The organism is Streptomyces sp. NPDC059454 (assembly GCF_042749965.1).
GTDB lineage: Bacteria > Actinomycetota > Actinomycetes > Streptomycetales > Streptomycetaceae > Streptomyces.
In genome coordinates, this window is sequence record NZ_JBHYVC010000085.1 from 1 (window position 1) to 26,717 (window position 26,717).

23 protein-coding genes are annotated in these 26,717 nt (G+C 72.9%); 17 read left to right on the plus strand and 6 right to left on the minus strand.

Translation table 11 applies throughout. The features are described 5' to 3' along the window. The 4 genes from ACFXAE_RS33655 to ACFXAE_RS33670 form a co-directional block, all read left to right on the plus strand. A partial coding sequence (locus ACFXAE_RS33655) for an alpha-glucosidase C-terminal domain-containing protein (protein WP_384722670.1) occupies window positions 1-441 on the plus strand: 441 nt, incomplete at its 5' end. 28 nt (window positions 442-469) lie between these two features. Then, on the plus strand, window positions 470-1,828 hold the full coding sequence (locus tag ACFXAE_RS33660; protein ID WP_384722673.1) for a maltokinase: 1,359 nt from the start codon (window positions 470-472) through the stop codon (window positions 1,826-1,828). Between the two features lie 4 nt (window positions 1,829-1,832). Beyond that, a complete protein-coding gene (gene glgB / locus ACFXAE_RS33665; protein ID WP_384722676.1) occupies window positions 1,833-4,070 on the plus strand; it encodes a 1,4-alpha-glucan branching enzyme in 2,238 nt (745 codons plus the stop codon). Between the two features lie 109 nt (window positions 4,071-4,179). Next, entirely contained in the window at window positions 4,180-5,298 is a 1,119-nt protein-coding gene (locus ACFXAE_RS33670) for a glutamate--cysteine ligase (RefSeq protein ID WP_384722679.1), read from the plus strand. Window positions 5,299-5,304: 6 nt separating this feature from the next. On the opposite strand, the gene ACFXAE_RS33675 is transcribed toward ACFXAE_RS33670, so the two are convergent. Next, entirely contained in the window at window positions 5,305-5,538 is a 234-nt protein-coding gene (locus ACFXAE_RS33675) for a DUF6480 family protein (RefSeq protein ID WP_384722682.1), read from the minus strand. A gap of 153 nt (window positions 5,539-5,691) precedes the next feature. On the opposite strand from ACFXAE_RS33675, the gene ACFXAE_RS33680 reads away from it, so the two are divergent. Beyond that, entirely contained in the window at window positions 5,692-7,596 is a 1,905-nt protein-coding gene (locus ACFXAE_RS33680; protein ID WP_384722685.1) for an AMP-dependent synthetase/ligase, read from the plus strand. 161 nt (window positions 7,597-7,757) lie between these two features. After that, window positions 7,758-8,192, plus strand: coding sequence for an ATP-binding protein (locus ACFXAE_RS33685; protein WP_384722688.1), 435 nt, complete (start codon window positions 7,758-7,760; stop codon window positions 8,190-8,192). Between the two features lie 2 nt (window positions 8,193-8,194). On the opposite strand, the gene ACFXAE_RS33690 is transcribed toward ACFXAE_RS33685, so the two are convergent. Beyond that, window positions 8,195-8,626 carry an ATP-binding protein gene (locus ACFXAE_RS33690; RefSeq protein ID WP_384722691.1) on the minus strand — a complete coding sequence of 144 codons (432 nt, stop codon included), beginning with the start codon at window positions 8,624-8,626 and terminating at the stop codon, window positions 8,195-8,197. Further along, window positions 8,623-8,994, minus strand: coding sequence for a PRC-barrel domain-containing protein (locus ACFXAE_RS33695; RefSeq protein WP_384722694.1), 372 nt, complete (start codon window positions 8,992-8,994; stop codon window positions 8,623-8,625). Before ACFXAE_RS33695 ends, ACFXAE_RS33690 begins: the two co-directional genes overlap by 4 nt. Window positions 8,995-9,314: 320 nt before the next feature. On the opposite strand from ACFXAE_RS33695, the gene ACFXAE_RS33700 reads away from it, so the two are divergent. The 10 genes from ACFXAE_RS33700 to ACFXAE_RS33745 all read left to right on the plus strand — a co-directional run bounded on the left by ACFXAE_RS33700 (window position 9,315) and on the right by ACFXAE_RS33745 (window position 24,437). Beyond that, window positions 9,315-13,037, plus strand: a complete 3,723-nt coding sequence (locus ACFXAE_RS33700; RefSeq protein WP_384722697.1) for a HAMP domain-containing protein — start codon at window positions 9,315-9,317, stop codon at window positions 13,035-13,037. Window positions 13,038-13,077: 40 nt separating this feature from the next. Further along, complete coding sequence (locus tag ACFXAE_RS33705; protein ID WP_384722700.1) at window positions 13,078-15,492, plus strand: SpoIIE family protein phosphatase; 2,415 nt, start codon at window positions 13,078-13,080, stop codon at window positions 15,490-15,492. 99 nt (window positions 15,493-15,591) lie between these two features. Continuing rightward, complete coding sequence (locus ACFXAE_RS33710; RefSeq protein ID WP_384722703.1) at window positions 15,592-15,984, plus strand: STAS domain-containing protein; 393 nt, start codon at window positions 15,592-15,594, stop codon at window positions 15,982-15,984. A gap of 126 nt (window positions 15,985-16,110) precedes the next feature. After that, the gene (locus ACFXAE_RS33715; RefSeq protein ID WP_384722730.1) at window positions 16,111-17,010 is read left to right on the plus strand and encodes an STAS domain-containing protein; all 900 of its coding nucleotides are present in this window, start codon (window positions 16,111-16,113) and stop codon (window positions 17,008-17,010) included. Then, on the plus strand, window positions 17,007-17,426 hold the full coding sequence (locus tag ACFXAE_RS33720) for an STAS domain-containing protein (RefSeq protein WP_384722706.1): 420 nt from the start codon (window positions 17,007-17,009) through the stop codon (window positions 17,424-17,426). Before ACFXAE_RS33715 ends, ACFXAE_RS33720 begins: the two co-directional genes overlap by 4 nt. After that, window positions 17,426-17,866, plus strand: a complete 441-nt coding sequence (locus ACFXAE_RS33725) for an anti-sigma regulatory factor (protein ID WP_384722733.1) — start codon at window positions 17,426-17,428, stop codon at window positions 17,864-17,866. The genes ACFXAE_RS33720 and ACFXAE_RS33725 overlap by 1 nt, the downstream gene beginning before the upstream one ends. Beyond that, a complete protein-coding gene (locus ACFXAE_RS33730; RefSeq protein ID WP_384722709.1) occupies window positions 17,866-18,918 on the plus strand; it encodes a SpoIIE family protein phosphatase in 1,053 nt (350 codons plus the stop codon). Before ACFXAE_RS33725 ends, ACFXAE_RS33730 begins: the two co-directional genes overlap by 1 nt. Next, the gene (locus ACFXAE_RS33735) at window positions 18,915-20,630 is read left to right on the plus strand and encodes a PP2C family protein-serine/threonine phosphatase (protein WP_384722716.1); all 1,716 of its coding nucleotides are present in this window, start codon (window positions 18,915-18,917) and stop codon (window positions 20,628-20,630) included. Before ACFXAE_RS33730 ends, ACFXAE_RS33735 begins: the two co-directional genes overlap by 4 nt. A gap of 119 nt (window positions 20,631-20,749) precedes the next feature. Next, window positions 20,750-22,123: an NAD(P)/FAD-dependent oxidoreductase gene (locus ACFXAE_RS33740; RefSeq protein WP_384722736.1), complete on the plus strand. Its 1,374-nt coding sequence runs from the start codon at window positions 20,750-20,752 to the stop codon at window positions 22,121-22,123. A 79-nt stretch (window positions 22,124-22,202) separates the two neighbouring features. After that, the gene (locus ACFXAE_RS33745; protein ID WP_384722739.1) at window positions 22,203-24,437 is read left to right on the plus strand and encodes an FUSC family protein; all 2,235 of its coding nucleotides are present in this window, start codon (window positions 22,203-22,205) and stop codon (window positions 24,435-24,437) included. Between the two features lie 94 nt (window positions 24,438-24,531). Here the strand turns inward: ACFXAE_RS33745 and ACFXAE_RS33750 are convergent, their stop codons facing one another. The 3 genes from ACFXAE_RS33750 to ACFXAE_RS33760 form a co-directional block, all read right to left on the minus strand. Further along, complete coding sequence (locus tag ACFXAE_RS33750) at window positions 24,532-24,747, minus strand: hypothetical protein (RefSeq protein WP_384722719.1); 216 nt, start codon at window positions 24,745-24,747, stop codon at window positions 24,532-24,534. A gap of 294 nt (window positions 24,748-25,041) precedes the next feature. After that, window positions 25,042-25,437, minus strand: a complete 396-nt coding sequence (locus ACFXAE_RS33755; protein WP_384722722.1) for an SRPBCC domain-containing protein — start codon at window positions 25,435-25,437, stop codon at window positions 25,042-25,044. Between the two features lie 5 nt (window positions 25,438-25,442). Then, window positions 25,443-26,045, minus strand: coding sequence for a CGNR zinc finger domain-containing protein (locus tag ACFXAE_RS33760; protein ID WP_384722725.1), 603 nt, complete (start codon window positions 26,043-26,045; stop codon window positions 25,443-25,445). A gap of 21 nt (window positions 26,046-26,066) precedes the next feature. On the opposite strand from ACFXAE_RS33760, the gene ACFXAE_RS33765 reads away from it, so the two are divergent. Further along, window positions 26,067-26,519 (plus strand): VOC family protein, encoded by a 453-nt coding sequence (locus tag ACFXAE_RS33765; protein WP_384722727.1) that lies wholly within the window; start codon window positions 26,067-26,069, stop codon window positions 26,517-26,519. Window positions 26,520-26,717: the final 198 nt, after the last annotated feature.

Genomic DNA, 26,717 nt, shown 5'->3' on the forward strand with positions numbered 1-26,717 from the left:
TCCTCCAGCGACCCCGGCCGGCTCTTCCTGCCGACCATCATGGACCCGGTCTACGGCTACCAGGTCACCAACGTCGAGGCGTCCATGGCCTCCCCGTCCTCGCTGCTGCACTGGACCCGCCGGATGATCGAGATCCGCAAGCAGAACCCGGCGTTCGGCCTCGGCTCCTACACCGAGCTGCCCTCCTCCAACCCGGCCGTCCTCGCCTTCCTGCGCGAGCACGAGGACGACCTGGTGCTCTGCGTGCACAACTTCTCACGCTTCGCCCAGCCCACCGAGCTCGACCTCAGCGCCTTCGGGGGACGCCATCCGGTCGAGCTGTTCGGCGGGGTGCGCTTCCCGGCCATCGGCGAACTGCCGTACCTGCTGACCCTCGGGGGCCACGGCTTCTACTGGTTCCGGCTCACCCGCGTCGCATCCCGCATCGGCCGACGACTGTGAGCGTGTGCCGGGGAGAGGAGGCGTCACCATGACGAAGACCGCTTTCCTGCGGCCGCGAAGCGCGCCCGCCGAGTCCATGGAGTCGCTCACCGGGCTGCTGCGCGAGTGGCTGCCGCTGCAGCGCTGGTTCGCCGGCAAGGACCGGCCCGTCACCGACCTCGGTGTGCTGTCGATGACGGAGCTGTTCCCGGGCTGTCTGCACATGCTGGTGCACGCCGGTCACGGAGGCGTGCCCGCTCCCGGCGGCACTCCCCCGGCCGGTGACTGCTACCAGCTCCTCCTCGGCGTACGGGAGCACCCCTCGCCGCGGCTCGGCAGGGCACTCATCGGCAGGGTGCCGGACGGCCGGCTGGCCGGACTGACGGTCTACGACGCCCTCCACGACCCGCGCGCCGCCCAACTGCTCCTGGAGCGGCTGCGCCACCCCGGCACGGCGGGTCCGCTGCGTTTCGAGTGCGACGGGTCCCAGCAGGTGCCCGCCGGACTGGTGCCGCGCCTGATGACCGCCGAGCAGTCCAACTCCTCGCTGGTGTACGGCGACGAGTACATCCTGAAGGTGTTCCGGCGCATCCAGCCCGGTGTCAACCCGGATCTGGAGGTGCCGGGTGCGCTGGCCGGGCAGGGCTGCCACCGGGTGCCCGCACCGGTGGCCTGGCTGCGCACCACGCATCCGTTCAAGGCGACGCTCGGCGTGCTCCAGCCCTATCTGCGCAACGCCTCCGACGGCTGGGCACTGGCCCTCGACGCGCTCGCCGCCGGTGACGACTTCACCGCGCAGTCGCACGCGCTGGGCCGGGCCACGGCGGACGTCCATCTGGCGCTGTCCTCGGCGTTCCCCATCGGCGCGCCGGGCGAGAACGGGCGGACGGCGGCGGCGATGACCGAGCGGCTGACCGCCGCGGCGCACGCCGTCCCCGCGCTCCAGCCGTTCGTGCCGGGGCTGCGGGCCGCCTTCGCCGCCCTGACCACCTGCGACGCCGGGCCGCCCGCCCAGCGCATCCACGGCGACCTGCACCTGGGGCAGGTGCTGCGGGCGGGACGCGAGTGGTTCGTCATCGACTTCGAGGGCGAGCCGTCCCGGCCGCTCTCCGAACGGCGCAGCGCCCACTCCCCCGTGCGGGACATCGCCGGGATGCTGCGCTCCTTCGACTACGCCGCCCGCCAGCGCCGCCCCTGGCGCCCGGAGTGGGCGCGCCGCTGCCGTGAGGCCTACTGCGCGGGCTACGCCACCCGCGCGGGCTGGGACCCGCGCAAGAAGCACGGCCTGCTCCGCGCCTACGAGACGGACCGGGCCGTGTACGAGGTGCTGTACGAGGCCCGGCACCGACCCGACTGGCTGCCCGTACCCATGGCGGCGATCGAGCGCCTCGCCGTGAGAGGAGACTGAAGCCGTGGCCCTGCGTGACACCCCGCTTCCCGAGTCGGCCGGGTCCGTCCCGTCCGCCCCCGTACCCGCCCCCGCGGCCCCGGGGGCCGCACCCGCCCTCGACCCGACCGACCGTGGGCGTCTGCTGGCGGGCGCCCACCACGATCCGCACGCCCTGCTCGGCGCCCATCCGGTGCCCGGCGGGATCGCCTTCCGGGCACTGCGTCCCTTCGCCCGCGAGGTGGGCGTGATCGTCGACGGCGCGCGCACCCCGCTCGTCTCCGAGGGCGACGGCCTCTTCTCCGGCGTACTGCCGCTGGACGCGGTCCCCGCGTACACGCTGACAGTGGCCTACGGCGACGACGAGGCCGTCGAGACGCACGATCCGTACCGGTTCCTGCCCGCGCTCGGCGAGTTCGACCTGCATCTGATCGGCGAGGGCCGGCACGAGGAGCTGTGGACGGCGCTCGGCGCGCACCCCATGACCCATCAGGGCGTCACCGGCACCCGCTTCACGGTGTGGGCGCCGAACGCGCAGGGCGTGCGGGTCGCCGCCGACTTCACCCACTGGGACGGCACGGCGTTCCCGATGCGCTCGCTCGGCTCGTCCGGGGTGTGGGAGCTGTTCCTGCCCGGTGTCGGCGAGGGCACCTGCTACAAGTTCGAGATCCACTCCCGCTACGGCCACCGGTTCCTCAAGGCCGACCCGATGGCACGGCGCACGGAGGCGCCGCCGAACACGGCGTCCGTCGTGACGGCCTCGCACTACGAGTGGGGCGACGCCGAGTGGTTCGCGCGGCGGACGGCGGTGCCCGTGCACGAGGCGCCGTTCTCGGTGTACGAGGTGCACCTGCCGTCCTGGCGGCCGGGTCTGACGTACCGCGAGCTCGCCGAGGCGCTGCCCGCGTACGTCAAGGACCTCGGCTTCACCCACGTCGAGCTGATGCCGGTCGCCGAGCACCCCTTCGGACCGTCCTGGGGCTACCAGGTCACCGGGTTCTACGCGCCCACGGCCCGCCTCGGCACCCCGGACGACTTCAAGTACCTGATCGACGCGCTGCACCGGGCCGGCATCGGCGTGATCATGGACTGGGTGCCTGCGCACTTCCCGAAGGACGACTGGGCGCTGGCCCGGTTCGACGGGGACCCGCTGTACGAGCCCGGGGACTCCCGGCGCGCGGAGCACCCCGACTGGGGGACGTACACCTTCGACTTCGCCCGCACCGAGGTGCGCAACTTCCTGGTCGCGAACGCCGTGTACTGGTGCCAGGAGTTCCACATCGACGGACTGCGGGTGGACGCGGTGGCCTCCATGCTCTACCTGGACTACTCGCGCGAGGACGGCGGGTGGGAGCCGAACGCGTACGGCGGCCGGGAGGACCTGGCGGCGATGGCGTTCCTGCAGGAGATGAACGCGACCGTGTACCGGCGCTGCCCCGGGGTGGTGACGATCGCGGAGGAGTCCACCGCGTGGGGCGGGGTGACCCGGCCCACCGACACCGGCGGCCTCGGGTTCGGCTTCAAGTGGAACATGGGCTGGATGCACGACTCGCTGGAGTACGTCTCCCACGAGCCGGTGCACCGCACGTACCACCACCACGAGATGACGTTCGCGATGGTGTACGCCTACAGCGAGAACTACGTGCTGCCGATCTCCCACGACGAGGTGGTGCACGGCAAGCAGGCGCTGGTGTCGAAGATGCCGGGCGACTGGTGGCAGCGGCGCGCCAACGTGCGTGCCTATCTCGGTTTCATGTGGGCCCACCCCGGCAAGCAGCTGCTGTTCATGGGACAGGAGTTCGCGCAGGGTGCCGAGTGGTCCGAGAAGCAGGGCCCCGAGTGGTGGCTGCTCGACGACGGGTACCACTCCGCGGGCGACCACCGCGGAGTGCGGGACCTGGTGCGCGATCTCAACGCCCGCTACCGGGCGACCCCGGCGCTGTGGCAGCGCGACACCGACCCGTCCGGCTTCCGGTGGGTGTCGGTCGACGCGGCCGACGACAACGTCTTCGCGTTCCTGCGGTACGACGCCGAGGGCCGGCCGCTGCTCGCGGTGTCGAACTTCTCCCCCGTGGTCCGCCGCGACCACCCGCTCGCCGTCGGCGACGACGTGATCGCCTGGCAGGAGGTCCTCAACACCGACGCCGCGCACTACGGCGGCGGGGACGTCGTGAACCCGGACCCGGTCAAACCCGAGGACGGCACCGTCCGGCTCGTCCTTCCCCCGCTCGCGACGGTGTGGCTGACGCCTGTCGCCCTGTGAGGATCCGGCGACGCCGCCAGGTGTCCGACGCTCCGACCGGGGCATTCGGGGTCGTACGGCCGAGGGCTTCTCGGCTTCGTCACGGCAGGACACAGAAGGGCGGCACCAAGTGCGCACCGTCGGAGTGGAGGAGGAGCTCCTCCTGGTCGATCCGGAGAGCGGCGAACCGCGGGCGATGTCCGCGGCGGTACTCGCCCGGGCCGCCCGGGACGACGCGGAACAGGACGTCTTCGAGAAGGAACTGCACGAGCAGATGCTGGAGTTCGCCACGCATCCGCAGTCCTCGATGGAAAGCCTGCACGCGGAGATCGTCCGCTGCCGTGAGGAGGCCGCCAAGCACGCCGGCGAGATCGGCTGCGCCGTCGCCGCCCTCGCCACCTCGCCGCTTCCGGTGAGCCCGTCCATCGGCGTCAACCGGCGGTACCAGTGGATGGAGGAGCAGTACGGCATCGCCACCCGGGAACAGCTCGTCATGGGCTGCCACGTCCATGTGTCCGTCGAGTCCGACGAGGAGGGTGTCGGGGTCGTGGACCGGCTGCGACCCTGGCTGACGGTGCTGGCGGCGCTGAGCGCGAACTCGCCGTTCTGGCAGGGCAAGGAGACGGGGTACAGCAGCTACCGCAGCCGGGTCTGGCAGCGGTGGCCGTCCGCCGGTCCGACCGAGCCGTTCGGCTCGGCCGAGCGCTACCACCGGCGGGTCGCCGACATGGTGGCCACCGGCGTCATCCTCGACGAGAAGATGGTGTACTTCGACGCCCGGCTGTCCCAGCAGTACCCGACGGTGGAGATCCGCGTCTCCGACGTCTGTCTGCACGCGGAGACGGCAGGGCTGATCGCCACCCTCGCCCGCGCGCTGGTGGAGACCGCGGCACGCGAGTGGCGGGCCGGCCGGGAGCCGGTGGACCCCGGCGTCAGCCTGCTCCGGCTGGCCGCCTGGCAGGCGGCCCGGTCGGGGCTGACGGGCGAGCTGCTCCACCCGGAGACCATGCGCCGCATGCCGGCCGAGACGGTCGTGCGCAGCCTCCTCGACCACGCCGCCGAGGCCCTGGAGGCCACCGGCGACCTGGAGCGAGCCCGCGAGGGCTGCGCACGGCTGCTGCGCGACGGCAACGGGGCGCAGGTGCAGCGCGCCCTGCTGGAAAGCACGGGGAGCCTGCGGGACGTCGTCACGGAGTGCGTACGGCACACCCAGGGGGCGGGGCGTACGGGGGCCGCTCCTCGCGGGTAGGGGGCGTCAGAGGATGAGGATGATGGCGTAGGCCAGGAAGAACGCCGCGATCAGCACCACGAGGGCGAGGATCGCGGTCAACGGCCCCTTGGCCCAGCCCTTGGTCGGGTTGTGCGTCTCCCGGGGGCCCGCCTCGGGCATGCTGCTCTCCGCGGGCGGGGTCTCACCCGGGGGTACGCCGCCGCCCGGTTCGAGGCCGGTGCTGCGTTCCGGTTCGGGATCTGGATTGACGTAACTCATGCCGTCCGGGTCCCCCGAAAGCACCGAGATCATCAGTGCGGACACACTTGTCGCGATCCCGGCGCGGGGGCGCTCCGGCTCGGCTACATTCAGGCACCGCCGATGACGGTGCTCATCGGCCGAGTCACACCCCGTACACGTCAGGAGCAGTGCATGCGCGACCTCGCTCTCGCTCCCCCGTCCGCCTCGCCCCTGACCTGCGGCCTCGCCGACAGCCTCTTCGAGACGGCGGCCGAGAGCCCCGGTCTGCCGCTGCTCGCCCACCGCTCCCACCCGGCCTCCGCCACCTGGGAGCGGATCACCGCCGTCGAGTTCCGCGACGAGGTCGTCGCCGTGGCCAAGGGCCTGGTGGCCTCCGGGATCTCGCCCGGCATGCGGGTGGCGATCATGGCGCGCACCCGTTACGAGTGGACCCTCCTGGGCCACGCCCTGTGGACGGTGGGCGCCGAGGTCGTCCCCGTCTATCCGACCTCCTCGCGCGAGCAGGTGGAGTGGATCCTGAGGGACTCCGGCTGTGTGGCCGTGCTGGTGGAGGACGAGCAGGGCGTGATGACCGTCGGGTCCGTGTGCGCCGCGCTGCCGCGGCTGCGGCACGTCTGGCAGCTGGACGCGGGCGCGCTGGACCAGCTGGTGGCGCGCGGCGAGTTCATCCCGGCGGCCACGGTCGACTCGATGCGCCGCATCGTCCTGCCGGACTCCACGGCCGTCGTCGCCTATACCTCCGGCACGTCCGGCCACGCCATGGGCTGCGCGCTGAGCCACCGCGGCCTGGCCTTCATGAGCGACACCCTGCTGGCGGGCTGGGGCCACGTCGCGGCGCCCCCCGGTGAACAGGCCGCCGTCCTCGCCTTCCTGCCCTTCTCCCACGTCTACGGTCTGATGATCCAGCTGCTGTGCGTGCGCGGCGGGCTGCTGATGGGACACGAACCCGACATCAGCGACGAGTCCCTGTCCTCGGCGATGCGCACCTTCCGGCCCACCTATCTGTACGCCGTCCCGTCGCTGCTGGAGAAGATCTACAAGAACTTCCTGCGCGCGGCACAGCGGTCGGGCCGCGGCGCCCTGTTCGAGCGGGCGGCCGGCACGGCACGGGACTTCGCCGCCGCGCTGGAGCGGGAGCGGCTGGGACGCGGTGCGGGGCCGGGCTTCGACCTGCGGCTGCAGCACGCCCTGTACGAGCGCACGGTCTACCGCAGACTCCGGGCCGCGCTGGGCGGCCGGGTGCTGCGGGCCACCTCCGGGGGTTCGACGCTCAACCGCGACCTGTCCCTCTTCTACGAGGGAATCGGCATCTACGTCCACGACGGCTACGGGCTCACCGAGACCAGCGGCGGGGTGACGATGCAGCCGTTCGGGCGGGAGAAGTCCGGGACCGTCGGGCAGGCGCTGCCGGGCACCGGGATCCAGGTGGCCGACGACGGGGAGATCCTGGTGCGCGGGCCGTCGGTGTTCCAGGGGTACGTGGGTGACGAGGCCGCCACCCGGGCCGTGCTGCGCGGCGGCTGGCTGGCCACGGGCGATCTGGGCCGGCTGGACGCCGAGGGCTACCTCACGATCACCGGCCGCAAGAAGGACATCATCATCACGAGCAGCGGCAAGAGCGTGGCGCCGACGGCCCTGGAGCAGCGGCTGCGGATGCACCCGCTGGTCCATCAGGCCGTCGTCGTGGGCGACAACCGGCCGTGTGTGGGCGCCCTGATCACCCTGGACCCGGAGTTCCTCAACGACTGGCGGGCGGCGCTGTCCCCGCCGGGCGACGCGCCGGCCCGGGAGGCGCGGGAGGAGAACGCGCTGCGGGAGGAGATCGCGCGGGCGGTCGCCGCGGCCAACAGCAGCGTGTCGCGCCCGGAGTCGATCCGGGTGTTCCGGGTACTGCCCGAGCCGTTCGACGTGGCCAACGGGCTGCTGACGCCGTCGATGAAGCTGCGCCGGGACGAGATCGTGCGGCGCTACGCGCTGGAGATCGACGCGATGTACCAGTCGCGGACGCGTCCGGGACGGACGCCGGCCGTGGACGAGTCGTCCGGCTGGGACGACTCGGACAACGTCTTCCGCTGACCGCCCGGGGAGGCGGGAGCCGCTGCCGGTCGGTGACGGGTTTGTCACCGGCCGGGCACGGGCATGCGGGCGCGTAGGCTCCGCCCGCGCGGGAACCCACAGTTCGAGGGGGCACAGAAGTGAGACCGACCGCCCCGCGACAACGGGGCCTGGAAGGCGAGATGGCACGCGAGCCGCGTAGGGACAGGACACTGGCTGCCGAGGACATCACGAGCCGCATCGCCAGCTTCCCGGGGGAGCTGCACGATGTGACGGACGCACGCCTGGTCGCGGAGGAGTTCCTCCTCGATCTGGCCCGTGTGTCGGCGCCGTCGGCTCCCGAGCACTGGGACGACATCCTCCTGGTGGTCACGGAGCTGGCCGCCAACGCGGTCCAGTACGCGCCGGGCCCGTTCCAGCTGCGTCTGCGCAGAACGTTCGACGGGGTGCACGTGGTGATGCACGACACCAGCACCACCGAGCCGGCCCCGCGACCCTTCCACCCCCACCGCGGCGGCGGCGGCATCGGCTGGCATCTGATCCACACGCTGTGCGATCAGGTCAGCGTCGTCGGCAACGACCACGGCAAGGACATCCACGTCTTCCTGCCCTGGTGAACCTACGGCGGCGCGTCGCGCAGCGGGACGAGCACGCTGATGGTCTTGCCGCCGCCGGGGCGCCTGCGGACCTCGATGTCCCGTGCCAGCCGGATCACCAGGGGCCAGCCGTAACCGCTGGCGCGGTGCACGTCCGGCAGGGCGCCGGTTCCGCCGGCGGCCTCGGGGACGACGTCGCTGTGGTCGTGGACGGCGATCCGCACGCCCTCCCCCGTCGTCCGCGCGTCGAAGCCGGCCAGTCCGGCGCCGTGCCGGATGGCGTTGGTGACCAGCTCCGACACGACGAGCGAGAGGTCGATCATGTCCTGGTGGTGCGGAGTGCGGCCCTGGGAGTCCCAGTGGGCGCGCACCGTCGCCTCGGCGTGCGCCCGCGCGTCGGCGGCACTGCCCACTCCCGTGCCGTCGGTCGGACGCGCCTGTCGTGCGGTGGTCACCCGGTGGGGCTCTCGTGCGGCGGCAGCCGGTGGTAATAGTCACCGACCACGGTCAGATAGGCGGGGTCCATGGTCTCGCTGTCGGTCCGGAACCGGGGCGCCGCCTTCACCTCGGCCCTGGTGCAGGACACCGTCAGCCTCCGCTCCCCCGCGTCGACTGCCGCGACGACGCCGACCGGCACCAGAAGGCTGCGGCCGAACACCCACACCCCGGTGTCGACGACGAGGTGCCGCATGCCGTGGTGGTCGGCCTGCCGGTCCACATGACCGATGGTGCCGTCGCTCGCGACGACGGTGTAGCCCGTGAGGTCCTGCTCCTGGACGTGGTCCAGGTCCGGCGCGTATGACCAGATGCTGTCGATGGGCACTGCTCCTTGCCTCCCCGGTGACGGCGGATCCCCTGGACGACGACGCCCAGCTCCACAGCAGCAAATACCCGGCAGGCGCGCGCGCATTCGAAGGGCGCGGACCAAAACCGCCGCGCCGGTGGTCCGCAGCTCCGCGCCCGGTGAAATTCGGCCGAGTACCCGTCGTGGGCCGGTGCATGCACGCGGGGCGGGACTTTTTCCGGGGGGCGGCACGCTTTGTTCTGCGCCCGCGAACTGGGTTAGCCTTCGGCGTATTTTCTTATCGCGCACATCCGTGAACTGCGGAAACGCGCACTGACTCTGCCGGAACGAGGGTGCGCATGACCAGCAAGAGCACCGAGGGGACCGAGGCGTCGCCGGGGGACCAGGAGCTGAGGCGGCTCCTGGCGGGGCTGACGGCCGTACGGGACGGGGACTTCGGCACCCGGCTTCCGGACGACGCGGACGGCCTCATGGGGGACATCGGCAAGGTCTTCAACGGGATGGTGGACCAGTTGTCGGTGTTCACCTCAGAGGTGACCCGGGTGGCCCGCGAGGTCGGCACCGAGGGGGCCCTGGGCGGCCAGGCGCAGGTGCCGGGGGTCTCGGGCACCTGGGCCGACCTGACGGACTCGGTGAACGCGATGGCGGGCAACCTCACCGCGCAGGTCCGCTCCATCGCCCAGGTGACGACGGCGGTCGCCGAGGGCGACCTGTCGCAGAAGATCACCGTGGACGCCCGCGGCGAGATCCTCGAACTCAAGAACACCATCAACACGATGGTCGACCAGCTCTCCGCCTTCGCCGACGAGGTCACCCGCGTCGCCCGCGAGGTCGGCACCGAGGGACGCCTCGGCGGCCAGGCGCAGGTGCGTGGTGTCTCCGGCACCTGGAAGGACCTCACCGACAACGTCAACGTGATGGCGTCCAACCTGACCGGTCAGGTCCGCTCCATCGCCCAGGTGGCCTCCGCGGTGGGCCGGGGCGATCTGTCGCAGCGGATCAGGGTCGAGGCGGCCGGCGAGGTCGCGGCGCTGGCCGAGGTCATCAACACCATGGTCGACACGCTGTCGGCCTTCGCCGACGAGGTCACCCGCGTCGCCCGCGAGGTCGGCACCGAAGGACGCCTCGGCGGCCAGGCGCACGTGCCCCATGTCGCGGGCACCTGGAAGGACCTCACCGACAACGTCAACTCCATGGCCAACAACCTCACCGGCCAGGTGCGCAACATCGCGCTGGTGACGACCGCCGTGGCCCGCGGCGACCTGTCGAAGAAGATCGACGTCGACGCGCGCGGCGAGATCCTGGAGCTGAAGACGACCATCAACACGATGGTCGACCAGCTCTCCGCCTTCGCCCAGGAGGTCACCCGCGTCGCCCGCGAGGTCGGCACCGAAGGACGCCTCGGCGGCCAGGCGGAGGTCGAGGGGGTCTCCGGCACCTGGAAGCGGCTCACGGAGAACGTCAACGAGCTGGCGGGCAACCTCACCCGGCAGGTCCGGGCGATCGCCGAGGTCACGAGCGCGGTCGCCGAGGGCGACCTGACCCGCTCCGTCAACGTGGAGGCCTCCGGCGAGGTCGCCGAGCTCAAGGACAACATCAACTCGATGGTGGAGTCCCTGCGCGAGACCACCCGGGCCAACCAGGAGCAGGACTGGCTCAAGACCAATCTCGCCCGGGTCTCCGGCCTGATGCAGGGCCACCGCGACCTGCCGGTGGTCGCCGAGCTGATCATGGACGAGCTGGTGCCGCTGGTGTCGGCCCAGTACGGCGCCTTCTACCTCGCGGAGGACGGCGACGGCGGGCCCGAGCTGCGGCTCGTCGGCTCCTACGGCTACCCCGACGACGACGGCCGGCCCACCCGGATCGCCTTCGGCCGCACCCTGGTCGGCCAGGCCGCGCGCAGCCGCCGCGCCATCACGGTGGACGAGCTGCCACCGGACTACGTCACCATCTCCTCCGGGCTGGGGCAGGTGGTGCCGACCGCGCTGGTGCTGCTGCCCATCGTGGTCGAGGGCCAGGTCCTCGGCGTGATCGAGCTGGCGTCGGTGACCCCGTTCACCCAGATCCACCAGGACTTCCTGGCCCAGCTGATGGAGACCATCGGCGTCAACGTCAACACCATCGTGGCCAATGCCCGCACCGACGAACTGCTCGTCGAGTCGCAGCGGCTCACCGCCGAACTGCAGGAGCGCTCGGCGGAGCTGCAGACCCAGCAGGAGGAACTCCAGCACTCCAACGCCGAACTGGAGGACAAGGCGGCGCTGCTGGCCGCGCAGAACCGGGACATCGAGGCGAAGAACCTGCAGATCGAGCAGGCCCGGCAGGAACTGGAGGCGCGCGCCCAGCAGCTCTCGCTGGCCTCGAAGTACAAGTCGGAGTTCCTGGCGAACATGAGCCACGAGCTGCGCACCCCCCTCAACAGCCTGCTGATCCTGGCCCAGTTGCTCGCGCAGAACCCCTCGCGCAACCTCAGCCCGAAGCAGGTCGAGTACGCGCAGATCATCCACTCGGCCGGCTCGGACCTGCTGCAGCTGATCAACGACATCCTCGATCTGTCCAAGGTCGAGGCCGGGAAGATGGACGTCAGCCCCGAGCGGGTGGAGCTGCGCCGGCTCATCGAGTACGTCGAGGCCACCTTCCGGCCCATGACGATGCAGAAGAGCCTGGACTTCACCGTGACGACGGCGCCGGGCGCGCCGGCCGACCTGCTCACCGACGACTCGCGGCTGCGGCAGGTGCTGCGCAACCTGCTGTCCAACGCGGTCAAGTTCACCGAGCGGGGCGGCGTGGAGCTGCGGATCGAGCCCGCGCCCGACGACGAGGTGCCGAGCGGTGTGCTGCGGGGCGGGTCCGTGGTGGCCTTCCGGGTGCGGGACACCGGGGTGGGCATTCCCGAGCAGCACCTGGAGGCGATCTTCGGCGCCTTCCAGCAGGCGGACGGCACGACGAGCCGCAAGTACGGCGGCACGGGACTCGGTCTGTCCATCACCCGGGAGATCGCGCATCTGCTGGGCGGCGCGGTGACGGTGGACAGCGTCGCGGGCCAGGGCAGCACGTTCACCCTGTTCCTGCCCGTGGCCCGGCCGGACTTCGAGGATCTGCTGCGGCCCTCGCCGTTCCCGGACGGAGAGTCGGGCGAGGCCCTGCCGGAGGTACCGGCCCGGCGGCTGCCGGCGGTCGAGACGCCTTCGGCGTCCGGCCCGCGTCCGCGGCGGCTGCTCGTCGTGGAGGAGCGGCCCCGGGGTCTGCTGACCCTGGTCGCGGAGAGCGTGGTCCAGGACGTCGCGCACGGCGACGGCACCTCCCGGCCGTCGGTCGACATCCTCACCGCCGTCGGCGCCCAGGAGGCGGCCGGTGCGCTGGCCGCCGACCCGTGCCACTGCGTGGTGCTGGAGCTCGGCACGGCCCGGGAGGAGGTCACCCGGTTCCTGGAGGCGCTGCGGGGCGACTCCGCCCTGGCGAGCGTGCCGGTGCTGGTGCACAGCGGCCACCGTGCCGACGCGGCGGTGGAGGAGGACCTGCGCTCCCGTGCCGAGGGCACCGCGCTGGAGTTCCTGTCCAGCCTCGACGAACTGCGCGAACGCATCGCCCTGCACCTTTCCGCGGAGGAGCCCGGCGACGTGCTGTCGCTGGTGCGGCCCGACGAGCCGCAGCGGCCGGCGCCGCAGCCCGTCGTGGACGGCTCGTTCTCCGGCCGTACCGTCCTCGTCGTGGACGACGACGCGCGCAACCTCTTCGCGCTCAGCGGCATCCTGGAGCTGCACGGCTTCCGGGTGCTGCACGCGGAGAACGGCCGCAAGGGCATCGAGAGACTGGTGGAAAACCCCGACGTGGCGCTCGTGCTGATGGACGTGATGATGCCCGAGCTGGACGGTTACGCCGCCACGGCCGAGATCCGCACCATGCCGCAGTACGCCGAACTGCCCATCATCGCCGTCACCGCGAAGGCGATGCCCGGGGACCGGGAGAAGAGCCTCGCCTCGGGGGCCAGCGACTACGTCACCAAACCGGTCGACACCCAGGACCTGATCGCCTGCGTGCGCCGCTGGCTGCCCGCATGAACCCCGCCGCAGGACCCCGCCTCCGAGGAGCGTGCGCACAGTGAGCATCCGGGAGCATTCGGGCGAGCCGCAGAGCGGTGGGGCACGGCTCGAGCGGCCGTCGGCCGGACCCGCCGGGGTGTCCGCGGACTCGCCCGCGGGCAGGCTGGCTGCCACCGTGGACCGGCTCACCCGGGAGGTGCGGGCCGCGCAGGCCGAGGCCGAGGGCCGGGCGCTGATCGAACTCGCCAAGGGCATCCTCGTCGAGCGGCTGGGGTGCGGCCCCTCACAGGCCGCACGCCAGCTCGCCGAGCTGACCGAGCAGGCCGGGACGACCCAGCTGGAGTTCGCGGTCGAGGTCATCAACCAGGCCGCCCGGGACCGGATGTCCGAGGTGACGGACGCCTTCCTGGCCGCCACCCGGGCCGCCGAGGAGGCGGGTCCCGACGCCGCGGCCGTACGGCTGCGCGCGGCCGAGAGCGGGGTACTGGCGGCGGACGACACCCAGGCCGTGGCCGAGTCCCTGCTCGCGCAGGCGCTGCGTCCGCTGGGCGCGGTGGCCGTGGCGATCTGGGCGGCCGGCGCCGACGGATCGCTCACCCTGGCGGGCAGCGCCGGGTTCTCCCCCGCCGAGGCGGCGCGCTGGTACTACGTGCCGCCGGACGTGGCGACGGTCGCCCGGTGCGGCCTCGCGGAGCGCGACGGTCTGTGGATCACGTCGCTGGCCGAGAGGGGTCTGCCCAGTGTCGGCCGGCACCATCACCCGGACGGCGGCCGGGCGGCCGTGCCCGCCGGTACGGGGGGCCGCGTGTACGGCGTGCTGGAGATCGTCTGGCCGGCTCCGCTGCCCGAACAGCCGCCGCAGATCGTGCGTCAGGTGGAGGCCCTGGCGGAGCTGTGCGCGCACACCCTGGAGACGTACACCGTGCCGAGCGGACCGGCCCAGCAGCCGCGGGTGCTGCCGGACGCCGCGGAGCTGATGGACCTGGCCGACGGGCTGTACGACCCGGCTCTCGTCCTGGTGCCGCACCTGGACGCCCACGGGAACCTGCTGGACTTCCGCATCCAGCACGTCAACAGCCGTTTCCTGGACCCGGCGGGCCGGCCGCGCGCCATGGTCAGCGGTGCGCTGCTCCTGGAGGCGTATCCGATGGCCGCCGGGGACAGCGAGCTGTTCCAGCGGATCGAGCGGGTGTACGCCACGGGGGAGCCGTTCCGTGCCCGGCGCATGAACCTGACCGCCCTCGTCGACCAGGTGCCGCTGGCGGCGGTCGCCGACATCAGTGTCAGCCGGCACGGCTCCGGCATCCTGTTCATCTGGCGGATCGAGGACGAGACGGCCCGCCTGGCGAGCCTGCTCCAGCACGCCCAGCGGCTCGGCCGGATCGGCGGTTTCGAGGAGAACCTGCTGACCGGTGAGATCACCTGGAACGGGCAGCTCTTCGACCTGTACGGGCGTCCCGAGTCCAGCCTGCCGGTGCCGCTGGAGGAGCTGCCGGCGCACGCCCACCCGGACGACGCCGTCACCATCGGCCGCTTCCTGCGCACGCTGCTGCACCACCGGCGTCCGGCGTCGGCCGCCTTCCGGCTGCAACGCCCCGACGGGGTGACCCGGCACATCCGGGTCGTCGCCGAGCCGGTCCTGGACACCGACAGCCGGCTGCTCACCATCCGCGGCGCCTACCAGGACATCTCCGCCCAGCACTGGACCGAGGTGGCGCTGGCGGCCACCCGCGACCAGCTGGCCCACACCGAGCAGCACGCCAGCGAACGCGACCGGCTGGCACTGCAGTTGCAGCGCGCCATCATGCCGCCCACCCAGGCGCCGCTGCAGGTGCAGGGCCTCGACGTGGCCGTCCGCTACCGGCCCGCGGAGACCGAGCAGCTGGTGGGCGGCGACTGGTACGACGCCGTGGTGCTGCCGTCCCGGCTGGTACTGCTGTGCGTGGGCGACGTCGCCGGCCACGGCATAGAGGCGGCGACCAGCATGGTCGTCCTGCGCAACGCGCTGCGCGGCCTCGCGGTCACCGGGGCGGGCCCCGGACAGCTGCTGTCCTGGCTGAACATCGTGACGCACCACCTGACGGGCGGCGTCACCGCCACGGCCGTGTGCGGCCTGTACGACCCGGCCTCGCGCACCCTGCGGTGGGCCCGGGCGGGGCATCTGCCGCCGGTGCTGGTGCGCGGATCCAAGGCCGCTCCGCTGCCGTTGGTCAGCGGGATGCTGCTCGGCGCCGTACCGGAGGCGGCGTACGAGGAGTCGGAGGTGCGGCTGGCCGCCGAGGACAACCTGCTGATGTACACGGACGGCTTGATCGAGCGCCGGGACCGCAGTGTGGAGGAGTCGCTGACCCATCTGCTCACCACCGCCGCCGCGGCCCCGGACACGCTCGACCAGCGGCTGGACCGCCTGCTGACGTACAGCAGGTCGGACACGGACGACGACACCTGCATCGTGGGCATCCGGGTCGGCTGAGGAAGGAGCCCCGGGCGGGCGGGCCGAGGCATGACCGGGCGATTCGGGGGTACGCGCGGCTGCGCGACCAAGAGCTTGATCACCTTGTTGGAGGTACTCGTGCCCATTGCCCAGGACCCGTTGTCCGTCGAGGTGACCCTGCCGCGGGAGGATGTGGCGCTGCTCACGGTGGAGGGGTACTTGGACGTCGACACGGCGACCGAGTTCCAGCACCACCTGGCGAACCAGCTCCATCACGGCCGCCGGCACTTCCTGCTCGACCTGTCGGCGGTCCCCTTCATGGACTCGTCCGGCATGAACATCATCCTCCGGGTCTACCAGGAGGCCCGTGGGCTGCCGGGGAGCGTGCACATCATCTCCCCGGCCCCGGCGGTGCGCCGCATCCTGGACCTGACGGGGGTGAGCATCACCGTGCCCGTCTCGGAGAGCGTCGACGAGGCGCTGGAGCGCGTGGACGGGCTGTCGGGGACCCCGGTCGAACCGGAGGCCTGAGCACGGTCCGCGGGGCCGGCGCCCACGGCGCCGGATCGTGGTGAAAGTGGCCACCCGGCCGGGGGTGCATCGCGGTCCCGGCGTCCGGGCGCGGTGCGACGCAACGACGACGAGGAGAAGAAACAGGTGCCGGAGCACGAAGCGGGCGGATCGTCCGGAACACCGACGCACGAGGTCAGGGACTTCCTGCGGCGACGGCGCGAGCAGATCGCCCAGCGGTGGGCCGACGAGCCCCTGTTCCGTACGGTGTTCACGGTCTCGCGTGACGAGGCGGTGGAGGCGGGGAAGGCGGTCGTCGACGCGCTGGCCCAGGTCGCCGACGCGCAGCAGGTCGAGGACCCGGACGCCGCGGGCTTCTCGGCGGTGCGTGAGCAGCTGGCGCGGATGGGAGCGGCCCGCTCCCGTGCGGGGCTGTCCAACACCCAGGTGTCGAGCGAGCTGGCGGCGCTGTGGCCGCCGGCCGAGAATCTCCTGGTCGCCGAATTGGAGCAGGCGTCGCCGGAGGAACTGCGGGCGTGTTCGACCACGCTCAGCATGCTCCTGGGCACGCTGCGTCTGGTGGCCATGCAGACGGCGCTGAGCGAGACGCAGTCCCTCATCGACCGGCAGCGGCTCCAGCTGCTGGAGGTGGCGACGCCGGTGATCAAGCTCTGGGACGGCATCGTGGCGGTGCCGCTGATCGGGACGCTGGACAGCGCCCGCAGCCAGGTGGTGATGGAGACCCTGCTGAACGCGGTCGTCGACCAGCACGCCCGGTTCGCGATCCTCGACATCACCGGTGTGCCGACGGTCGACTCGCTGGTGGCGCAGCACCTGATGAAGACGGTCGCCGCGGCCCGGCTGATGGGCGCGGAGTGCGTGGTGTCCGGCATCCGTCCCGCGATCGCGCAGACCATCGTGCACCTCGGTCTGGACCTCGGCACGGTGAAGACGCGGGCGAGCCTCGCCGACGCGCTCGGCTACTGCCTGCACGAGCTGGGGACGAACATCGTGAACGCGGCGCCCGACGGTGCGGGCCGACGGTGAGCGAGGGGTTCGCCCGCCCGGTCGCGGGACATGTGCCGGTGCTCAGGCTCGGGAACGTACTGCTGGTCACCCTGCAGGGAGACCTGCACGACAGCATGGCGGACCAGCTCCAGCAGGACCTTTCCGAGACGATCGCCCGCAGCGGGGTCACGGGGGTGGTCATCGACATCTCCGGGGTGGAGATCGTCGACTCCTTCCTCGGGCGGGTGCTGGCCGAGATCGCGGCGCAGACCGAGCTGCTGGCCGCGCGCACCGTGGTGGCCGGTATGCGGCCCGCGGTCGCCATCACCCTGGTGGAACTGGGGCTGACGCTGCCGGGGCTACGGACCGCGCTCACCACCGAGGCGGCGATGGAACTTCTCGCGCAGCCCATCGTGTCGCTGCGTTCCGGCGGCATGCGCGAGGAGAGTCCGTGATGCACACCGCCGCGGGCGTCGAGGCCCGCCTGCCCATCCGGTCGGACATGGACCTGGTGTGGGTGCGTCAGCATGTGCGGCAGGCCGCCGCCCGGCTCGGCTTCGGTCTGGTGGACCAGACGAAACTGGTGACCGCCGCCAGCGAGCTGGCGCGCAACACCCTGGTGCACGGCGGGGGCGGCCTGATGGAGGCGTCGCACGTCACCACGGGCGGGACCGACGGGCTGCGGCTCACCTTCAGCGACTCGGGACCGGGCATCCCCGATCTCGACCGGGCGCTCAGCGACGGCTACACCTCCGGCGGCGGGCTGGGGATGGGGCTGGGCGGCGCCCGGCGCCTGGTGCACGACTTCGGGGTCGAGAGCGCCCCGGGGTCGGGGACCACGGTGCGGGTGACGTCCTGGGTGACCCGGCCGCCACGTCGGCGTGAGGACGTCTGATGCCCCGCGTCCGGTACGTGCCGGTGCAGGACTCGACCCGGGTGCGTGACGTCCGGGTCGCGGCGGAGGAGGCCGCGGCGGCGGCCGGGCTCGACGAGCGGCGCACCGCCGCCGCGGCGCTGGTGGCGACCGAACTCGCCACCAATCTCCTCAAGCACGCACAGGCGGGAGAGGCGATCGTCGACGTCGTGGACCCGCCCGTCCTGAGGGAGGGCAGGCCGGGGCGGGTCGTGCAGATCACCGCGCTCGACCACGGGCCGGGCATCGCCGATGTGGACGGTGCGCTGCGGGACGGGTTCTCCACCACCCGCTCGCTCGGCGCGGGCCTCGGCACCTGCCGGCGGCTGGCCGACGACTTCGCTCTGCACAGCGCGCCGGGCCGGGGCACCGTGGCGGTGGCCCGCGTCGGCTCCGCCGCCGGCCAGGGCTCCGCCGAGGCCCCAGGTGCGCGCGCCGGTGGCGTGAACGTCCCGTTCGCCGGGGCGGACTTCTCGGGGGACGCCTGGGCCTGGGTCAGGTCCGGTGACCGGCTGACCCTGATGCTGGCCGACGGTCTCGGCCACGGGAGCGAGGCGGCGCGTGCCTCGACCGCCGCCGTCGAGGAACTGCGCCACTGGGCCCGGCTCCCGCCCGCCGAGTGTCTGCCGAAACTCCACACGGCGCTGGCCGGCACCCGGGGCGCGGCCGTCGCCGTGGCGCAGCTCGACACCTGGGCCGGGCGGCTGCGCTTCGCGGGGATCGGCAATGTGACGGCCCGGCTGCGGGAGGGCGACCGCTGGCGGACCCTGTTGTCCCGGCCCGGCATCGTCGGGGTGCACCGGCCGCTCACGGTGCGTGAGGACGAGGTCGCCTGGACCGGGGAAAGCCTGCTGATCCTGCACACCGACGGTCTGCCCAGCCGCTGGACCCCGCCCCCGGACACGGGACTGCCGGCGGCCGACCCGGCCGTGACGGCCGCCGTGGCCGTCCGCGACGCCGGGAGCCCGGCGCGCCCGGTGCGGGACGACACCGCCGTGGCCGTGCTGGCCTCCGCACCCCCGGACCGCCCATGACGCACACCTGGCGGATCCGGACCGTCACGGACGCGGCGCGCGCCCGTATCGCCGCGGCCCGGCTGGCCGCGGCGCACGGGGTGTCCCCCGTCGAACGTGCCCGGCTGGCCTCGGCCCTCAGCGGCCGGCTGCGGCAGTGCCTCACCAAGGGCGGCGTCTGGGTGCTCACCCTGGACGTCCCCGGTCCGTCCGCCGGAACGGGGACGCTGCACGCCGCGGTGACGCCGGCACCCGGCGCGGGCGCCGCCGGCCGCGCCGGGTGGACGGTGACCGTCCCGTGCCCCGAGCCGGGCCCGGTGTCCGACGCCGGCCCGGTGACGGAGGACCCGGCAGGCCTGTCCGAGGCTCTGCTGGGCGCCGACGAGGACACGGCCGTGGTGCTGGACAAGCTCGCCGAGCAGGAGGAACTGGTCGCCTTCCACCGGGAGGAGCTGCACCAGACCAACCAGGGCGTCCTGGCGCTGCACGCCGAGCTGGACGCGGCGGGACGCGCGCAGCGGGAGGCGTTCGCCGCCGAGCGCCGGGCACGTGAGGAGGCGGAGAACGCGCGCCGCAGGCTGACGTTCCTGGCGGACGCGAGCGCCGTGCTGAACGCCTCGCTCAACCACGACGAGATCGTGCGCCGGCTGCCGGAGCTGCTGGTGCCGCGGTACGCCGACCACGTCGACGTGTGGCTGTTCGACCAGGAGGGCGACCGGTACCCGCCCACGTCCCACCCGCGCGCGGCGGTCCGCGCGGCCCGCACCGGACGCCCGCAGTACGCGGCCGGCCACCCCGGCGGTCTGCCCGGGGTGGACGACCAGCCCGCGTCGGCCCTGGATCCCGACCGGCCGCTGCTGTGCATACCGCTGCTGACCCACCGGGCGCCGCTGGGGGTGCTGACGCTGTCGCCGCCCGGTGAGCGCTGGGACCCGGACGACGCCGTGATGCTGCTCGAACTCGCCCGGCGGGCCGGCACCGCCCTCGACAACGCCCGCCGCTTCGAGCACAACCGTGACATCGCCGAGACGCTGCAGCGCGCCCTGCTCACCGACCTGCCGGCGACGCCGGGGCTGAGCCTGGCCGCGCGCTACCTGCCGGCCACGCACGGGCTGAACATCGGCGGCGACTGGTACGACGCCTTCCGGCAGCCCGACGGCGGTCTGATCACCGTGATCGGCGATGTGACCGGGCACGGGCTGCACGCGGCGGTGATGATGAGCCAGCTGCGCACCGCGCTGCGCGCCTACGCCGTCGACGGCGACAGCCCCGGCCGGCTGCTGACCCGGCTGCACGAGTATCTGCGCCATCTCCAGCCCGATCTGTTCGCCACGGCGGTCATCGCGCGGTTCCATCCGGACGGGCACACGCTGACCTGGGCCGCCGCCGGTCATCCGCCGCCGGTGCTGCGGCTGCCCGACGGGCGGGTGCGCACCCTGGACGCCAGGCCCGGCGCGATGCTCGGCATCCCGCTGCGGCAGGACATCGCCGACCACACCGAGCGGCTGACGCCCGGTTCGACGCTCGCGCTCTACACGGACGGACTGGTGGAGCGGCGCGCCCGGGGCATCGACCCGGGCATCGAACGGCTCGCGACGGCCCTGGCTTCGTTCGGTTCCGCGGAGCTGGACACGGATCTGGAGGACTCCGCGGACCGGCTCCTGCGCCCCCTGCTGAGCGATTCGGAGCGCGACGACGACGTCTGCCTGCTGCTGTGCCACCTGCGCGGCTGAACCGGCCACCGATTCCCTTCCCGGTGCGCTCCGGCGAAGGGGCGGGCATCGTGGTGCCGAACAGGGGCACGCGTCAGTTGTCGATGTTCGAGGCAGACCGCCTGGAGCCGCAGGAAGGGATGGACACCGTGACACGACCCAGGATCCTGGTGGTGGGCGCAGGCTTCGCCGGTGTGGAGTGCGTGCGCCGGCTGGAACGCAGGCTCGCCCCGAACGAGGCCGACCTCACGCTGGTGACGCCGTTCTCCTACCAGCTCTATCTGCCGCTGCTCCCCCAGGTGGCCTCCGGCGTGCTGACCCCGCAGTCGGTCGCGCTCTCCCTGCGCCGCAGCAAGAGGTACCGCACCCGGATCATCCCGGGCGGGGCCATCGGCGTGGACCTGAAGTCCAAGGTCTGTGTCGTGCGGCTCGTCAACGGCGAGACCGTCGACGAGCCGTACGACTACATCGTGCTGGCCCCCGGCAGCGTCACCCGCACCTTCGACATCCCGGGGCTGACGGACCACGCCTTCGGACTCAAGTCGCTCGCCGAGGCCGCCTACCTCCGCGACCACGTCATCTCCCAGCTCGACCTGGCCGACGCGAGCCACGATCCGGCCGAGCGGGCCTCGCGGCTGCAGTTCGTGGTCGTCGGCGGCGGCTACGCGGGCACCGAGACCGCGGCCTGCCTGCAGCGGCTGACGCACGCCGCCGTCAAGCGCTACCCGCGCCTCGACCCGGGCCTGATCAAGTGGCATCTCATCGACATCGCGCCGAAGCTGATGCCCGAACTGGGCGAGAAGCTCGGGCGCAGCGCGCAGGAGATCCTGACCCGGCGCGGCATCGAGATCTCGCTGGGCGTCTCCATCGCGAAGGCGGGCGCCGAGGAGGTCACCTTCACCGACGGCCGGGCGGTGCCCACCCGCACCCTGATCTGGACCGCCGGTGTCGTCGCCAGCCCGCTCATCGCCACGCTCGACGCGGAGACCGTCCGGGGGCGGCTCGCGGTCAACGCGGACATGTGCCTGCCGGGCCACGACGGGGTGTTCGCGCTCGGCGACTCGGCCGCGGTGCCCGACGTGGCCAAGGGCGACGACGCCGTGTGCCCGCCGACCGCGCAGCACGCCCTGCGGCAGGGCAGGCACGTCGCCGAGAACGTCATCGCGACGCTGCGGGGCCTGCCGAGGCGGCCGTACGTCCACCAGGACCTCGGACTCGTGGTGGACCTCGGCGGCACCGACGCGGTGTCCAAGCCGCTCGGCATCGAACTGCACGGCCTGCCCGCCCAGGCGGTGGCCCGCGGCTACCACTGGTCGGCGCTGCGCACCGGCGTCGCCAAGACACGGGTGATGACCAACTGGCTGCTGAACGCGGTCGCCGGCGACGATTTCGTGCGCACCGGATTCCAGGCGCACAAGCCGGGCAACCTGCGGGACTTCGAGTACCTGGACGCCTATCTGACGCCGGAGCAGGTGCGGGAGCACGTCGCGGAGGCGGGCCGGGCCGCGCGGTGATCCGGGGGGCGGAAGACGGTTCGCGCCCGGCCGTGCCGGGATCCGGGTGCGCGTGCGCGACGGGAGAGAGTGCGGCGGCGTGAAGGCGGCGGGACGCTCGGTGCGGACACGGCTGCGGGACCACCTGGCGGCGTCCGACCCCGGTCTGCTGCGGCTGACGGCCGGGCTGCGGACGGTGGGCGCGATCGCGCTGACGCTGGCCGTGCTCGCCTCGGCGGGGTTCGATGTCACCCGTCTGGTGGCGGGGGCGATGGCGGCGATGGTCGCCACCTTCGCCATCCGGGAGAAGCAGCGCGGCGCCCAGGCGGTCACGCTGGCCGCCGGCCTACCCGTCGCGCTGGTGTCCGTGTCGCTGGGCGCGGTGCTCAGCGAGCGCGTCGTCGTCGGGGACGCCTTCTTCGTCGTGCTCATCTTCGCCGCGGTGTACGGCCGCCGGTTCGGGGACCGCGGGACCGCGCTCGGTCTGATCGGCTTCCAGGTCTACTTCCTGTCCCTGTTCGTCGGCGCCTCCGCCGCGCAGCTGCCGGGACTGTGGGCGGCCCTGGCCGTCGCGTTCGCGTGCAGCGCCCTGGTGCGGTTCGCCGTCGTCCCCGTGACACCCGCCGGTCTGCTGCTGCGGCTGCGGACGGCCTTCCGGGCCCGGCTGGGCCGGCTGGTCTCCGCGCAGCTGGCGCTGCTGGACGCCGGGCCCGACGAGGCGGACAAGGCGCTGGAGGACGTGCGGGAGGGCACCGCGCGGCTGCACGAGACGGCCCTGATGATCCAGAGCCGGCTGGAGGAGGGTACGCCGGACGAGTCGACGGCGCGGCTGGTGCAGCGCCGGATCGCGGACGCGGAGATCGCCGCCGAGCGGCTCGGTCTGCTGCTGCTGTCGGCGCGCAGTGCCGAGCGGGCGGACACCCTCACCCTGCATCTGCCCGGTGCTCCCGCCCCTCAGGTGGGCCGGCTGCCCGGTCCGGACGAGGCCACCGCCGTACTGCGGCGGGACCTGCTCGCGCTGCGGGCGCTGGTGGTGCGCACCGGGGCCGGCGGCACGGGCGTGGCCCAGCTGCGCAACCGGCTGCTCGGCTACCGGGACGAGGAGAACCTGCCGGCCGCCACCCCGGCCGTGCGGGACGTGTTCCGGGCCGTCGGCGAGACCGCGCGCGCGGTCATGGGGCTGCGTATCGCGCTGGAGGGGCCGCAGGACGAGTCGGACGACAGTCCGGCGACAGCACGTTCCCGGGAGGAGCTGGACGCCGAGGACGCCGCCATCGACGCCGGCGAGGAGGCGGAGGCGGCCGAACCGCAGAAAGGGCTGCGACGGCCCACCACGCGCGCCGCCGTGCAGGTCTCCGTGGGCTCGACGCTGGCCATCGTCGGGGGCGAGCTGCTGTCCGCGCACCGCTGGTACTGGGCGGTGCTGACCTGCTGGATCGTCTTCATCAACACGGCCTCGACCGGCGAGATCCTGGTCAAGGGCTACCGGCGGCTGCTGGGCACGGTGTTCGGGGTCGTCGCCGGCATCCTGCTGGCCGCCCTGGTGGGCCGGCACACCTGGACGGCGTTCTTCCTGGTGCTGGTGCTGATCTTCGCCATGTTCTACACGGCACCGCTGTCCTACACGCTGATGTCGTTCTTCGTGACGGCGATGCTCGGGCTGCTCTACACCCTGCTGCACACCTACAGCTGGGAGGTCCTGGTGCTGCGGGTGGAGGAGACGGCGCTGGGCGCGGCCTGCGGGGTGGTCGCGGCGGCGCTGGTCCTGCCGGTGAACACGGACCGGCGCACCAACGAGCTGCTGGTCACCGTGCTGGAACGGCTCGCCGAGGTGACCGAGGCCGCCGTCGGCCAGCTCAGCGGCGGGCCCGCCGGCGACCTGCTGGACCAGGCACGGCGGCTGGACCAGGCGCTGGGCGACCTGCGCGCCGCCACCCAGCCGCTGACGCACCCGGTCACCCCGTTGCGGGCCCGGCGCACCAACGCGCGCTACGTGGTGGCGCTCCTCGAGACGTGCGCGTATCACGCGCGCTCGCTGGCGGCCACGGCCGAGCTGCTGCCGACCCATCCGTCGATCGCGGCGGACCCCCGGCTGCGCGGGGCGGCGGGGCGCACGGTGCGCAACATCGTGACGATCGCGGACCGCGTCGCCGACGAGGACGTCACCGCGCCGGTCGGGACCGGGCCGAGCATCGCGTCCCTCCTGGGCGGCGACGGCACCGCCCGCTACGGCCGCATCACCGACCGGGTGCTGCGCCACCTGGAACGTCTGGACGAGGCCGTGGTGGGCCTCGCCCGGCCCCTGGGCGTCCCGGTGAAAGCCCCGGACCGATGAGAACCCGTGAACCCGTGAACCCGCGAACCGGCCCTGTTCTCCCGAAGCCACGGCGAAACGGCAAGTAGTTCTCCGTGGCCGGAGTGACGCTCGGTCAGGGAGGGCGAGGCGAGATCCGGGTCGGGGACGGGGTGCCCGGCCGCCACGGCCGGCCCTGCCCGCGGTCCGCCGGGGTCACCCCGATGCCGTACGAGCGGAGGGTATGGGCGTTGCCGGGCGAGTCGAGGAGGACGTCGGCCGCCGCGCGGACGGTCGGCGCCTTCCCGGCGGGCAGTCGTACGACGGCGGGCACCGCTTCCCCCCTCGCCACGGACAACAGGGTCGCCTCACGCACGGCCACGCAGATGTCACCGCAGGTCGCGATCGGCCATGCCGCGGACAACAGGGTGCTGCCTGCGGAAGATCTTCAAAGCGCCCCCGGAGTGGACGCCCCCTCGGCCGCCCACCAGGGCCGACGGATCCTTGGCGCACGATCCGACACGGATGTTCCTCGATCCCCGGTTCGGCGGTCCACTCTCGGTCTTGCTGTGGTGAAGGACCGTTGGTGAGAGGAGGCCGGCGTGCCGGTACGTGCCGGTCTCCTCTCAGGTGTCGCACGCCGTTGTCACCGCCGGTCGAGGGAGGTGGCGACCCGGTCCATGACGTGCTGCCAGTGCGCCCGTCGCCGTTCGCGCTCTTCAGCGCTTGCCAGGTGCTCCTGGTGGAAGCGGAGCATCGTCCGGGCTCCGTCGGCTACGGGGGCGAGGGCGACCTGGACCGTGGTGGTGCCGTGGGTGACGCGGATGCGGTCTGCGGGGCGGTAGCCGCGCACCTCGCCCGCCACTCCTTCGGCCGTCCGGTAGGGGGTGCCGCGTTCCGGGGTGAGGACCGCGCCGGGGCCGAGCCAGAGGGCGATGCCTTCGGGGCCGCTGATGAAGTCCCAGACGACGGCCGCGGGGTGGGGCAGCGTGCGGGACACGCCGATCTGCCAGCCTGCGTCCTTGGTGAGTCCTGTGGGCATGACGGTCATCCTTCCTCGGTGTGGCGGGCGCGCAGCGCCCTGACCTTGTGGCGGTTGCCGCAGTGCTCCATGGAGCACCAGCGGCGGCGGCCGGGGCGTGAGGTGTCGACGTAGACGAGGTGGCAGTCCTCGGCGGCGCAGGTGCGGACGCGGTGCGCGAAGGGGCCGGTCAGCAGCTCGACGGCGTCCCGTGCCACGGTGGCCGCCAGGTGCGTGCCGGTGGGGGTTCCGGCCCACTGTCGCTTTCCGTCCGGGGTGATGGCGGGGGCCATGGCCGGACGGGCGGCTGCTTCATTGATGGCCTCCAGGTCACGGGGCGGGTGAGGCTCGCCGCGCGTGTGGGCGCCGATCACCCGCAACAGCGCGTCGCGCAGTTCTCGCATGCCGGCCACTTCCGCTTCGGAGATGTCCAGTGCGGGCGTCGGGGTCAGCCGCGACCGGTCCGCCCAGGCGGCCAGGTCGGCGGGCTCGTGCAGGACCTCGTACCGGCGGTAGGGGCCGGGGCCGCCGGTGGTCAGCAGTTCCAGGCACAGCGCGCCGGGGTCGAACCGGTAGGCGACGCCGGTACGGGAGTGCAGCGTCAGTCCCTTGGTTGCGGAGGAGTCCATGTAACCATTATAACTGGTTACATGGCGCTGAGCTGGAAGCTGGTCATCGACAGCACGAACGCACCCGTCCTCGCGGACTTCTGGGCCGCGGCCCTGGAGTACGAGGTGGAGGACCCCAGCGCTCTCATCGAGCAGCTGCTGGCCGCCGGCCGGATCGGCGAGGAGGCCGTCACCGAGCAGCGCGGCCGCAAGACCTTCCGCGGCCATGCCGCGATCCGCCATCCCGAGGACCCGTTCGACGAGACCAGCGGCGTCGGCCGCGGTCGACGGCTGCTCTTCCAGGACGTGCCCGAGGGCAAGAGGGGCAAGAACCGCCTGCACCTCGACATCCACAGCGAACCCGGCGGCCTCGACAAGCTGCTGGCCAGGCTGGAAGACCTGGGGGCGACCCGGGTCCGAGAGGTGGACAAGGGGCCGGCCGGGCGCTGGTGGATCATGCAGGACCCGGAGGGCAACGAGTTCTGCGTGGCGTGAGTCCGGCCCCGGTCCGCTGCGGAGCCCTGGCTCTCCGGCACCGTGAGACGGGTCTCGTACGCCGCTCGGGACGCCGATCCGACCGTACCGTGCGGCGTCGGCCGCGAGCCCCCGGGCCGGGCGGCGCGTGGCGGCCGGGCGTCCGCCTGCCGGACCGGCCCGGCGCCCGCGCGTACGGCCCCGGCAGGTGCCGGGGCC